The 12,469-nt window shown below is 47.9% G+C and carries 11 protein-coding genes; 3 read left to right on the top strand and 8 right to left on the bottom strand.

Annotated elements, in window-relative coordinates; translation table 11 throughout:
• Window positions 1–52: 52 nt before the first annotated feature.
• Window positions 53–1,057 carry a Gfo/Idh/MocA family protein gene (locus BUA17_RS11910; protein WP_072733729.1) on the top strand — a complete coding sequence of 335 codons (1,005 nt, stop codon included), beginning with the start codon at window positions 53–55 and terminating at the stop codon, window positions 1,055–1,057.
• Window positions 1,058–1,174: 117 nt separating this feature from the next.
• On the opposite strand, the gene BUA17_RS11905 is transcribed toward BUA17_RS11910, so the two are convergent.
• Window positions 1,175–1,462 (bottom strand): winged helix-turn-helix transcriptional regulator, encoded by a 288-nt coding sequence (locus BUA17_RS11905; RefSeq protein WP_062321783.1) that lies wholly within the window; start codon window positions 1,460–1,462, stop codon window positions 1,175–1,177.
• A 424-nt stretch (window positions 1,463–1,886) separates the two neighbouring features.
• Between BUA17_RS11905 and BUA17_RS11900 the strand changes: the two genes are divergently transcribed.
• Window positions 1,887–2,273, top strand: a complete 387-nt coding sequence (locus BUA17_RS11900; protein WP_064641750.1) for a DoxX family protein — start codon at window positions 1,887–1,889, stop codon at window positions 2,271–2,273.
• A 181-nt stretch (window positions 2,274–2,454) separates the two neighbouring features.
• On the opposite strand, the gene BUA17_RS11895 is transcribed toward BUA17_RS11900, so the two are convergent.
• The 3 genes from BUA17_RS11895 to BUA17_RS11885 all read right to left on the bottom strand — a co-directional run bounded on the left by BUA17_RS11895 (window position 2,455) and on the right by BUA17_RS11885 (window position 4,127).
• Window positions 2,455–2,973: an AbrB/MazE/SpoVT family DNA-binding domain-containing protein gene (locus BUA17_RS11895; RefSeq protein ID WP_064641751.1), complete on the bottom strand. Its 519-nt coding sequence runs from the start codon at window positions 2,971–2,973 to the stop codon at window positions 2,455–2,457.
• 105 nt (window positions 2,974–3,078) lie between these two features.
• Entirely contained in the window at window positions 3,079–3,759 is a 681-nt protein-coding gene (locus BUA17_RS11890) for a CidB/LrgB family autolysis modulator (protein WP_063567333.1), read from the bottom strand.
• Window positions 3,756–4,127, bottom strand: a complete 372-nt coding sequence (locus BUA17_RS11885; RefSeq protein WP_063567332.1) for a CidA/LrgA family protein — start codon at window positions 4,125–4,127, stop codon at window positions 3,756–3,758. Before BUA17_RS11885 ends, BUA17_RS11890 begins: the two co-directional genes overlap by 4 nt.
• A 287-nt stretch (window positions 4,128–4,414) precedes the next feature.
• Between BUA17_RS11885 and BUA17_RS11880 the strand changes: the two genes are divergently transcribed.
• Entirely contained in the window at window positions 4,415–5,299 is an 885-nt protein-coding gene (locus BUA17_RS11880) for a cidABC operon transcriptional activator CidR (protein ID WP_063567331.1), read from the top strand.
• Window positions 5,300–5,492: 193 nt separating this feature from the next.
• On the opposite strand, the gene gcvPB is transcribed toward BUA17_RS11880, so the two are convergent.
• Genes gcvPB through ebgA form a run of 4 tightly spaced genes read right to left on the bottom strand, consistent with a single transcriptional unit; the run spans window position 5,493 to window position 12,444 of the window.
• Complete coding sequence (gene gcvPB / locus BUA17_RS11875; RefSeq protein ID WP_072733728.1) at window positions 5,493–7,061, bottom strand: aminomethyl-transferring glycine dehydrogenase subunit GcvPB; 1,569 nt, start codon at window positions 7,059–7,061, stop codon at window positions 5,493–5,495.
• A gap of 27 nt (window positions 7,062–7,088) precedes the next feature.
• Entirely contained in the window at window positions 7,089–8,489 is a 1,401-nt protein-coding gene (gcvPA, locus tag BUA17_RS11870) for an aminomethyl-transferring glycine dehydrogenase subunit GcvPA (RefSeq protein WP_072733727.1), read from the bottom strand.
• 48 nt (window positions 8,490–8,537) lie between these two features.
• Window positions 8,538–9,320, bottom strand: coding sequence for an SDR family NAD(P)-dependent oxidoreductase (locus BUA17_RS11865; protein WP_072733726.1), 783 nt, complete (start codon window positions 9,318–9,320; stop codon window positions 8,538–8,540).
• Window positions 9,313–12,444, bottom strand: coding sequence for a beta-galactosidase subunit alpha (gene ebgA / locus BUA17_RS11860; protein ID WP_083584703.1), 3,132 nt, complete (start codon window positions 12,442–12,444; stop codon window positions 9,313–9,315). The genes BUA17_RS11865 and ebgA overlap by 8 nt, the downstream gene beginning before the upstream one ends.
• Window positions 12,445–12,469 lie beyond the last annotated feature (25 nt).

Below are 12,469 nucleotides of genomic sequence, written 5' to 3'. Positions count from 1 at the left end.
TGGGGGTCGAATGGAACATGTAAGCGTGTAACAAGGAGAGGGGTTTACATCTATGACTTTACAGATCGGAATCATTGGAACAGGTTGGTTCAGCAAGGTACATGCAGATATTCTGGCACGAATGGAAGGTGTTCGTGTAGCAGCTGTCTGCGGAACAACGCTGGAGAAGGCAGAGGCTATGGCTTCCGTCTATGATGCTGTTGGCTACGGTGAACTTGAACATATGCTGGATGGTGAAAAGCTGGATGCAGTCTATATCTGTGTTCCTCCGATGTCTCATGGATCGATTGAAGCTGAATTGATTCGTCGTGGTATCCCATTCCTGGTGGAAAAACCGCTGAGTACAGGCATGGATATTCCTCGTCAGGTGTTGGATCAGGTACAGAAGTCCGGATTGTTGACATCGGTAGGTTATCATTTCCGTTATCAGGAGGCTGCACAGGTACTGAAAGAAGCGATGAAAGAGCAGACCGTCGGTATGGCGCTTGGACGCTGGATGGGCGGAATGCCGGGAGTCGCTTGGTGGCGTCGCCAGGAAGGCTCCGGGGGACAGTTTGTGGAACAGACGACCCATATCGTGGATTTGCTGCGGTATTGTGCTGGTGAAGTGACAGAGGTATACGCTGTAGCGGCCCAACGCAGTATGCATGAAAAGCATGAGCATGTCACGGTAGCTGATGTGGCGAATGTAACGCTTAAGCTGGAGAGTGGAGCGATTGCAAGCATTGCCAACACCTGCCTGTTGCCAGATGGTGAGGGCGGTGCAGGGCTCCAGTTCTACACGGATGCCGGAGTATGGGACTGGACACCTGAACGTCTTCTTCTGCCAAGTGCTGCCCCTCATGCGATGGCAGGTCTGGAGATTCCCGCAGGGCATAACCCATATGAGCGGGAAAATGAAGCGTTCATTCACGCCCTTCGTACCGGAGATCGTTCACGGATATTGTCCGATTATGCGGATGCCTGCCGTACACAGGAAATTACAACGGCGGCATTGGTTTCGGCAGATTCGGGATTGCCGGTACAGCTTCAGCCATCAAAACACCTCTCACATTAATCCTTTTTATAACTTAAATAAGAAATATAAACGTGTGAAAAAGACGCCTGAATTTGGACTGATCCGAAGATCAGTTCAATTCAGGCGTCTTTGTGTTGTACATGAATCAGAATCTGGCTACTTAGTAGACTGTTGCTGTTTCAACCAGTCTGAGGACCAGTTGTAAATCTGATTAATGACGGGTTCGATGGCTCTTCCTTTGGGCGTCAATTCATACTCTACGCGGGGCGGAATTTCAGGATACATATGCCGGGTTACGATACCTTCCATTTCCATTTCCTTCAGACGTTCGGACAACAACCGACCGCTAATCGCCATTTCTGCTTCCAGCTCTGTGAATCGTTTGGGTCCGGATAACAGTTGGTACATGATGAGCAGTACCCATTTCTTACCGATGATATCCATGGCCTGAGTAATGAGACAGGGACTTGGTGATTTTACTTTTCTCAGCTTCAACGTATTCACCTCGATTCAAGTATTGATGGATTTCTTCGTATATTCGTATATATAAAAGTGCGTGGCTTTCTGCCGCTCTGACCAAAGTAAGGGACAATGAAGTCAACATGTTACTACAAAATGTACTGTAACATACCTTTTGTATGTATTATACACTATTCGTCAAAAAATTACTTGAATAAATAATGTTATTATTATATACTCACTTCATAAAAGTAAGTTAATGATTATTAATATGTATAATATCAGCACGTACCTTTTTTTGCAGTGCAAACTGCCTATTTTAAAAATAGAGTTACGCAGTAACTTTTACATAGATTGCTTTTTATACAACAGATGGATATGGACATTCATTTTCAGGAGGATTATACATATGAACAAAGGCTTAAGAATTTTGGGATATATTGCGTTGGTTGTGCTTGCAGGTGTGTTTGTAATGGCGGGGTTTAACAAGGTTAGTGGAGCAGAGATGATGGTGCAGACTTTCGAAGGTTTCTCTTATCCTACATGGACGATGTATCTCATTGGTGCAGTAGAGCTGCTCAGTGCGGTGGGTCTGTTGATTCCACGAACTCGTATTCTGGCTTCAGGAGTATTGACGTTTATTCTGATTGGGGCTGTGGGAAGTCATCTGATTTACGGACAATATACGGCTGTTCCTTTCCCGGCGGTACTGTTGGTTGCTAACATTGTTGTTCTTATTATGGGTATGCGTAAACTGGAAGCAGAAGAAATGGATATGGATCTCGTGCAGGTCTAAAGAGTTAGACGCTGGAGTAACGAATATTGAAAAAGATGACCACTGTGATTAAGCGGTAGTCGTCTTTTTTATGTTTATCTCAAAAAAAAAGAAGAACCCACGGATTTCAAAGGGTTCTCTTGCAACGGGACTTCTTGAAACGGAAGGTCTCCTGATTAATAAATAATCGAATAAATTCCTATTATAGTAGTTTTTTAAGTTGGGAGACGCGTCCTTGGCTAATGCCAAGCTTTTCCGCAATTTGCTGTTGAGCCAAACCAGGATTCTGTTCAACAATTTCCTTCATCTGTTGCAGCATGCGTGCCGTCTTCGGCCGCAGGTCCGGGTACTCATGGTTGGCAGCTGTAGTCCCTTCTTCCCATGCGGGAGATGAGACTGTGGCGGATTCGGTAGCAGGACGCTCCACGGGTGCAGGAGCCTGTTTGTTTGGAGGAACGAACCAATCGGGAGTGTCATCCGGGTGTTTTAATTGAATTGCACAAGTCCGGCAGATGAATTGCTCTTTGAAATACATTTCAGTATCCACATCACCGCAAAAAATACACAATGTTGATTTGTACTTTCTCAAAATCAACTCTTTCCCTTCAATGAAAAACTCGAGCGGATCGCCGATATGGATTTCCATCGTATCCCGCATTTCTTTGGGAAGGACAATTCGTCCAAGGCGGTCCAGAGATCTCTTCATTCCGGTTCTTTTCATCGCATCTCCCCCGCAATATTCACAATTAAAACCTGTCCTTATTGTAAGGAAGAAAGGGCTTTAATACAACAATAATATTTCAAGAAATAGGGTTAATTCCATCTATTATGGGAAAATAAGTTTGGATAGCACGGGTGCAACCGCTAATGTGAACAATGCGGCCAGTACCATGGAGATGCTGGAGATGGTTCCTGTCAGTGAACTGAGCTCAAAAGCCTTGGATGTGCCTGTTCCATGGGCACCGGTTCCAAGCAGCGTTCCACGCGCAATCTCACCATCAATACGCAGCATTTTCACAATGGATGGCCCCATAATCGCCCCCAGCAGACCGGTCATGATGACAAAAACCGCCGTAACCGCCGGAATGCCTCCAATGGTAGCCGATACATTCATGGCAATAGGGGTCGTGATCGATCTTGGGATCAGACTATGAATGAGTCCGGAGTCCAGGCGCAGCCATTTGGCGAGCAGGGCAGAAGAGAGGACCGCCACAACGGAGCCCGTCATAACGCTGAAGACGATCTCGGAAATATGTTTTTTGAGTACATGGAAGAATGTATAGAGCGGAATAGCGAAGGCTACCGTTGCCGGTTGAAGCAGCAAACTTAGCCATTTACCACCACTGCTGTAGGCTGCGTAATCCGTGCCTGTTGCGAGCAGCACACCGACGACAAGAAGCGGCGTAATCAGCAGCGGAGACAGATACACTTTGGGCAGGTTGCGGTACATGCGTTTGGCGACCAAGTATATACCGACGGTTAACAAAAGACAGAGGAATCCAATCATCCGGTGTGACGCTCCTTTCGTTTGGCGATTCGGGTGGCAACAAGGCCTGTGCAGGCCATGACCAGAAATGTACTAAGCAGAACAATAAACAAAATTTGCAGTCCATCTTGCTCCAGCATGGGCATGTAGTTCATAATGCCAACGGCTGACGGGATGAAAAACAGCAGCAGCTCACCGAGCAGCCAGGCAGCTCCAATTTCGATCCAGCGCAGCTTCACGACCCGGGTCTGAAGCAGAATGAATAGCACGATCATACCGAGTATTGAACCTGGTACAGGTAGATGGAGAGCACGGGCCAACTGGTCCATGAGCAGTGAAAAGGCCATCAAGAGCGCAACTTGCAAAATGCCAAGGCCCCATTTCTTCACTTCAATCCCTCCTTGTATAATGAACGTGATGATTTTGAGTTGTTTATGAAAATGAATGGAAGCGTTGTTTGAATCAATTTCATAACTCACTAAAAGTGAATTTAAGTAACTAGATATAGACAAATTGAATCGTTTTGATCTATATCTAGCCCTGATTGAAGCAGCCAAATGTATTATGAAAATGATTCACTTGATATCACAAATTTTACATCGCATTCTTTCATGAGTAAAATGCATATTAAGAATGTTTACCATTCCATTTATCTATGAGAGATGGGGATCAGACGATGGATATCCGCCATTTGCAATATTTTCTGGAAGTTGCGCGGCAGCAAAGCTTCACCAAAGCGGCCGAAGTGCTGTTCATTACACAACCGACGATTAGCAAAACCGTCAAAAGCTTGGAAGACGAATTGGGCGTAACGCTGCTTGATCGTTATGGCAAGAAGGTAGCGTTAACGGATGCAGGGCATGTCTTTTTTCGGCAGGCGCTGGAGATTGAAAAGTCATTTCGCAGCTTATCGTCCGAATTGGATGACTTGATGAATCTGAAGAAAGGACACCTGCGGATCGGCTTGCCGCCGATGATAGGTTCGAGCTTTTTTCCGATGATTATCGGTGAATTTCATAAAGCTTACCCACAGGTAACCATTCAGCTCTTCGAAGACGGTGCCAAAAAAGTAGAGGCTGATGTGATTAGTGGTGCACTGGATATTGGTGTCTCCGTTCTGCCTACCGTGGATGAACTCGTGGACCACTTTGTTTTTGTGGAAGAGAAACTGAATCTGATCGTACACCCTTCACACCCACTTGCGGGCAAAGAGTCCATCGCGCTGCGCGAGCTGGAGCATGATGCATTTGTGCTGTTTCGGGAAGATTTTGCGCTGCATGACCGGATTATCGCCGCCTGTCAGCATGCGGGATTCCAGCCTCGGGTGGTGTACGAGAGTTCCCAATGGGACCTGCTCAGTGCAATGGTAGCGGCCAATCTGGGTGTGGCTTTGCTGCCAGAAACGATCTGCCGTGAGGTGGATCATATGCGTGTGCGCATTATACCTGTAATGGAACCTGTGATTCCGTGGCAGCTCGGCATGATTTGGCGGAGGGACCGATATTTATCCTTTGCAACCCGGGAGTGGATCAGTTTCACACAGTCCATGCTGAGTGAATAAGAAAATCGGTGTAAACGGGGAAGAGGAACCGGAGAAATCGTTATCTTAACTCCACTGAAAGCTATAGAATCATATTAAAGCGCCCCTCAACACGGTTGAGGGGCGCTGCTTTTCTGTCTATTTATAAAACGAGTAATATTAATGTTCCTCTATATGCACAATAAGAGTAGCTACAGCGTACATGCTAATGCAGTTAGTGAAGCTCTGGCTGTGTTTTTTTCAAATATGCACGCCAAGTAATACACCATTGTTTCGGGTCGTCCAAAGATGATTCGTCATTGCGATGCACCGTACTGTTATGCGGAGCTGATTTGACGATATCTGGCTGAGTATAGGCTTCATTTGAGATATGCTCCAGCGCATGGATATATTCGTCGAGATCCTCCTTGGAATAGGATTCCGTTGGCTCCAGTGTGAACGGCTGTGGAACAATATACGGGTGATGAGAGGTCCAGTAATGCAAGCCAAAATCGCACATTCTTCGCGTAATATCCTCCGTCGTCACTCCAGTCTCATCCGTGAGTTGTTTCCAGCTGTAGCGGACCTGTTCTAAACGGCGTCCTTGGACATACGGGGCACTCGCTCCTCGTATTTGAACAATTTTATGATATAGATAGTTGTTATTCAGCACCGCCACCTGAGCGACATCCTTCAGACCGTCCGGTCCGAGGCTCATAATCCAGGCGTAGGAGCGGAGTACAGTTTGGGCTACACCGTGAAAACTCCGTACCTTACCAATGCTGACTTCCGTTTGATCTCTCAAAATATAACGTCCGTCATCTTCCTTATCCACCAAAGGGCCGGGCATGAAATTCTTCAATTCTTCCGTCACTCCGAGAGCGCCCGTAGCAGGACCACCGCACATATGGGGCGCAGCAAAGGTTTTGTGAAGATTGAAAAAGCACATATCAAAACCCGCTTCCTTCGCTCGTGTAATTCCGAGCAGGCCATTGGCGTTAGCCTGATCATAGTAGCAGACACCACCAGCTTCGTGCACGACATCCGTAAATTCTCGGATACGATGATTGTAGATGCCTGTGTCCTCTGGATTAGCCACAACAAATCCGGCAGTCCGCTCGGAGACAACGTTCTTCAGCTTCTCAAGGTCCGGGAATCCATTCTCGTCTGGATGCAACGTAATAATCTTATATCCCTTAACCGCAGCTGTAGCGGCTTGCGAAGGATGAGAGAAGATCGTTGTAATAATCTCATCACGTTGCTCACCTTCACCGCGCGAATCATGATAGGCGCGAACGATGGAGGCCATAGCCAGAAGTGCCTGGGTTCCGCTACTCGGCTGAAAGGAGAACGCATCCATACCCGAAATCTCTCGCATTGCCAGATCGAGATTGTGGAATATCTCCAGCATCCCCTGAACAGAATCCACATCTTGTAGCGGATGAAGCTCGGTCATACGTGGATTTCGGATAAGCATTTCGTTAATCCGGGGAATATATTTCATCGTGCAGGTTCCCTGACCAATCTCCACGTTCATATCCGATCCCAGCGTTTCCTGGGATAATCTCAGATAATGCCGCAGTACCTTTGCCTGCCCGATTTCTGGCAAAGCGGGAATAGTGCGCCGCCACATGGATGCCGGTATGTTGTCTTCTGCGGAGCCTACTTCAGCTGCTACAGTCGCTTCCGTTCCCGGCGGCACGACGCCTCGCTCCCCGGGTCGGTGAAGTTCAAAGATAACGGGCTCATCCCATTTAGCTTGGTGAAACTTCCGAACCTTATGATCTCTGCGAATTCGTTTCATGGCGTTCAGTCCTCCTCTATATGATCGTTATGACGTGCTGACAATGGAACGAAGAGTATCGACGAGTCGGTCCAAATCCGCCTGGGTATGCGTTTCCGTAACGCAGTACAGTGCACATTGACCCCATGATGGGTAGGATAAAGACAGATCCTTACCTCCGAAAATTCCTGTCTCCATTAATCTTTGGTTGATCTCATCAACGGTTAGACCTGTATCATTAAAATCAACAACAAACTCTTTGAAAAAGGTGCCATTTTCGAAGTGAAGAGATACACCTGGAATTCGTGATATCTGTTTTGCAGCGTAATGCGATTTCTGGATAATGGTGCTGCCAACCTCTTGCATTCCAGCAGGACCGAGAAGAGCCAGATATACTCCTGCCGTAATGCCCCATAATGCGGTCTGAGTTCCTACCGATTCCTTGCCTTTCTCCCGAAGAGCGAATGATGTACGTTCATAGGCCACATCTCCGAAGCCATATTCGCCTTCCACTTCGGTTGGCACGATGCCAAATAGCCGGGAAGGGTATTCCATTACGTATTTTTCCTCATCACGTGTTGCAATGAAGCCAGCCTGCCCACCGCCAAAGTTCATATGCATACCCAGCGGCTGTAAATCTCCGCAAATGATATCGGCCCCGTAATGGCCCGGAGGCTCCAGAACTCCAAGTGATATGGGATCAACACCTACAATAGAAACGGCATTAATCTTATGAGCTAGTTCAGATATCTCGGCACCCTGATCCTCAATGATTCCAAGATAACAGGGATTTTCAAAGTATACTGCCGCCGTATCGTCATTTAATTTGCTGCTCAGATCATTCAGATCCATTCGTCCTGTTACCTGATCGATGTCAACATACTGAATCTCCATTACCGGAGTACAGTAATTACGAATAATCGCCGCCTTATCCGGATCTACGGAACGCGGGAGCAGCACGGTTTTGCGCCCTGTAATACGCCCAGCCATCCGAATCGCGGTGGAAGCCGCCTGAGCCCAGTCAAAGGTTGGAACATTTACGACATCCATGTCCACGAGCTCGGCAAGCAGGCTCTGATATTCGAATAGGGCTTGGAATCGACCATGGTCTTCGTAAGGTTCTCCGGCATAGGCCGTCACGAACTCAGAACGCTGATTGATCTCGTCGCATACAGCCGGGATGAAATGCTGCCAGCATCCTGCACCCAGAAAATTAAGATAATCTCCACTGTGCTTGTTCTTTGCTAACAGTCCATCAATATGTCGGCGCAGTTCATACTCGTTCATGGCTGGCGGAAGGTCCATCTCCCGCTTCAGCTTCAGGCTGTCAGGGATCGCGTCGTGGAGTTGCTCCATAGACGTTAAACCAATTTCTTTCAGCATCGCGTCCCGGACCTCCGGAACGGTATTTGGAATATAGGGATGGGCATATGTTTTGTTGTCAGCCACAATTAACGCCTCCGTTCATATGTTGGGAAAATGGTAATTCTTATCGTCCTAAGCGATCCCGCCTCCGTCAACAACGAGCACACTGCCTGTTACCCATGAGGATAAGTCACTCGCTAGGAACAATACGGCATTCGCGATATCACGCGGTGTACCTAGACGCTCCAGCGGTCTGCCTCCTGCAGAGGCAACCAGAAATGCTGACTCATCCTGCTGCAGCTGCTTCGCTTCGTCACGCAGGAGTGGTGTATCCGTATCTCCTGGTGATACACAGTTGACTCGAATATTCGCCGCTCCATGGTCGATAGCCATGGCGCGCGTCAGATTAACAACGCCTGCTTTTGCTGCACAATAAGCTGCTGCGCGGTCTCCACCTTTCAGTCCCCAACCTGAGCCTGTGTTAATGATGCTACCGCCACCGCTTTGCTCCATAATGGGAATTACATATTTAGAAAGGAGAAAGACACCTTTGAGTGAGACATCTAGTACAAGATCCCAGTCTCTTTCATCCAACTCGGTAACCGTTTTGCGGCGAATAACCCCTGCGTTATTGAACAGGACATGAATTCCTCCAAGAGTCGATTTGATCTCTGAAGCTGTGCGTTCACAATCTGCGGCAGAGGTCACGTTGCAGCAGTAAAAGCTGGCCTGACCTCCCTGTTCACGGATACTGGCGACTGCCTCGTTACCCGCAGCCTCATTAATATCAATCAAGACAGCATGTGCCCCGAAGCTCGCTAGAAGCTCAGCGGTGGCCAGCCCAATGCCTGATGCCCCACCAGTAACGACGGCTACCTTGCCAGATAAATTCAAAACGTCCTGTGTATTAAGCATCTTTATCTTCCTCCATTTCATATTGCATCGCTTCTGTACTCATTCGGCGGCTCAGCCTTTCAGGAGAGCTATCCTCCGCCATATACGCCTGAAGCAAGATACGGAACCGGAACGCTTCCGGTTTAACTGTATTCTCAGGCGACTGTGCTGGGCCGCAGCTATTACTTCCCAGTCCGTTCTGTCGGTAATCCAGATTCAGAGTAATGAAATCACGAGGTGCCAAATCGCTCATATGCTGCGCCTTCTCCAGATCACCATCCGTGTAACGTCTAGCGCTGAAATCAAGCGTTGGCGCTCCTGCCGCCAGCAGACCGATTCCTGCTCCATCGGCAATCGAAACCCATCTTACATCTGTCCGATTTCCATTCTCTTGGGGATAAATATATGACGTGAACAATCCATCTACACTGCTCTGATATACGCCGAAGCGTCCGGCCTCCCGGCTATCCGAATAGCTCTCTCCCGGCCCACGGCCATACCATTTCACACGATCTATATCACCGGGAACTTTCATCTGAAGACCGATTTTCGGGAGCATAGCAGGTGGTGTTCCTTCCGGCATTCCCTTCACATCTATAATGATTAGTCCGCTTGCAGTAACCGTATAGGACGTTTCACAGCGGAAGCCCCAATCGTAGACAGGAGGTGCTATGCGTGAAGTCCAAGTCATACGCACAGATGTTTCATTCAATCGATCCCAGCGGAAGTCGTCTATCCGCTCGGTCAGTCGATCGAGGTGTGCCTTGCGCCAATCCGGGAGCACATACATATCGTTATCAATGGGAGCACGCCAGAAATTCAGTCGTGGTCCATGTTGAATGAGTTCCTTTCCGTTCAGGTGAAGTGAGGTGACCCCTGCACGTAGACGATTAAAAGAAATACGGAAACTGTCATTCGTAAGGATTAGCTCTCGCCCTTCTTCGGTAACTGACAACTTCTGCTCTACAGACAGCAGGGATGAGGGAGATACGGCTGAGGTGGAATGATTCGGCAGTGCAAACTGCGCCCAAGCCACCTCATGCCCCTGTTCCGCCCAAGCGCAGTCTGCTGCCAGCGTAAATCCGACATTCAGCCACATCTCCGTACCCGGCTCAAGATGAATCGACTGTTGATCTGTTAAATTCAAATGTGGAATCAATACGTTTGCGCTATCACCCGGACCAATCTGAGGAAGTACGAGTGCACCACTGTTTATGGTTCTTCCATCAGCCGTGATACTGTAATGAACCTGTAGATGATCTAAAGTCACGAAATCATACCGATTCGTTACGCGAATCTTTCCTGCGTCTATTAATTCGACCCTCACAGGTTCGATGATTTTCTTATATTCAATGAGCCCCGGAGAGGGGGTGCGGTCTGGGCGAACTAGTCCGTCAATAACAAAATTACTGTTATTCGGTACATCTCCGTAATCTCCACCGTAAGCGTAGTCAGCCTTGCCATCGATTGATTTTCTGCTGAGCCCATGATCGATCCATTCCCAGACAAAGCCGCCTTGAAGACGCCGATAAGTATCAAAGGTGTCAAAATACGTCCGTAACCCTCCGGGGCCATTACCCATCGCATGGGCAAATTCGCATAGAATATGCGGCTTCGGATGTTCGGTTAGCTGGCCGAATCCTTCCATTTTCTCCACCGAAGAATACATCGTGCTCACCACATCACATACTTCCGCTTCACGGTCTTCTTCATAATGGATAAGACGTGTGGAATCATTGGCTTTGCACCACTCAGACATCGCACGGAAATTGCAGCCGAAGCCCGATTCATTGCCAAGTGACCAGAAAATTACGGAAGGATGATTCTTGTCGCGCTCCACCATACGGCGGATGCGGTCAACATAAGCATCCTTCCAAGCGGGGTCATCGCTAAGTCGTGAAATATTACCCAGCGGCTCAAAGCCGTGCGTCTCCAGGTCCGTCTCTTCCATAACGTATAACCCATACTCATCACACAGATCATAGAACCGCGGGTCGTTCGGATAATGTGCTGTCCGCACCGCATTGATATTGTGCTGCTTCATCATTTGAATATCTTCGAGCATGGTGGATACCGTGACGGTTCGTCCCGTATCTGGATGATGGTCATGCCGGTTTACTCCTTTGAGAAGGATCGGTACTCCATTCACCAAGAACTGTCCATCCTTGACTTCCACACGGCGGAACCCGACTCGCTGGGCAATCGTTTCTATAACCTGATTCTTCGAATCAACCACTGAAATGATTAGATGATATAAATAAGGAGATTCAGCATTCCATAAAAAAGGCTTTGCCACAGGCAGATTGAACTCGACACTCGAAGGATGGTTTAGATTCTTCTCAGCAGACAGGATCTGCTCGCCAACGTTATTCAGCAGTTGCAACTGTACCGTGCCCTGAACTTCTTCTCCATCAAGATCTAAGCGGACCGACAGTACCGCATTGGTAAACTCTGTATCTAGCTCCGTTACAATTCGATAATCTGTAATACGGGATGCTGAAGGCTCGGAAACCAGATAGACATCCCGGAAAATGCCACTCATCCACCACATATCCTGGTCCTCCAAATAACTACCGTCAGACCACTGGTATACCCGGACCGCCAATCGGTTAATTCCCGCCTGAAGGAAAGGGGTCAGATCGAACTCTGATGTCAGGCGGCTGCCTTGGCTGTAGCCGACAAATGAACCATTCAGCCATACATGAAAGGCGCTATCTACACCGTCGAACTTAAGTGAAACAACTCTTCCGTCCCAATGGTCTGGCAGCGTAAATTCTCTTACGTAGCTACCCGTTGGATTATCATTAGGTACATGAGGAGGATCAACAGGGAATGGGTAGTCGAGATCCGTGTAATGCGGACTTCCGTATCCTTGCAACTGCCAGTGTCCAGGGACACGAATATTATCCCAACCTGAGGTGTCATATTCATTTTGATGAAAATCCTGGGGTGCTAGATCAGGCCCCTCAGCAAATTGGAATTTCCAAATACCATTCAGCGATTTGAACCAAGGAGAGCTTCCTCTGTCATAGCTCAGAGCACTTTCTTTATTGGAATGAGGAATAAAATAGGAGCGACTCTTCGCACGATTTCTCTCCAGCACGCTGAGTTTATCCCAGTCGCGCTCAATGTTCATAACAGTCATGATCGTCATTCCTTTCCTCTATCTG

The organism is Paenibacillus sp. ov031, from assembly GCF_900143165.1.
In the GTDB taxonomy this organism is placed as follows: Bacteria; Bacillota; Bacilli; order Paenibacillales; family Paenibacillaceae; genus Paenibacillus; species Paenibacillus marchantiae.
Note: the sequence above shows the minus strand (reverse complement) of the source record. Positions and strands in the feature narration are given on the sequence as shown.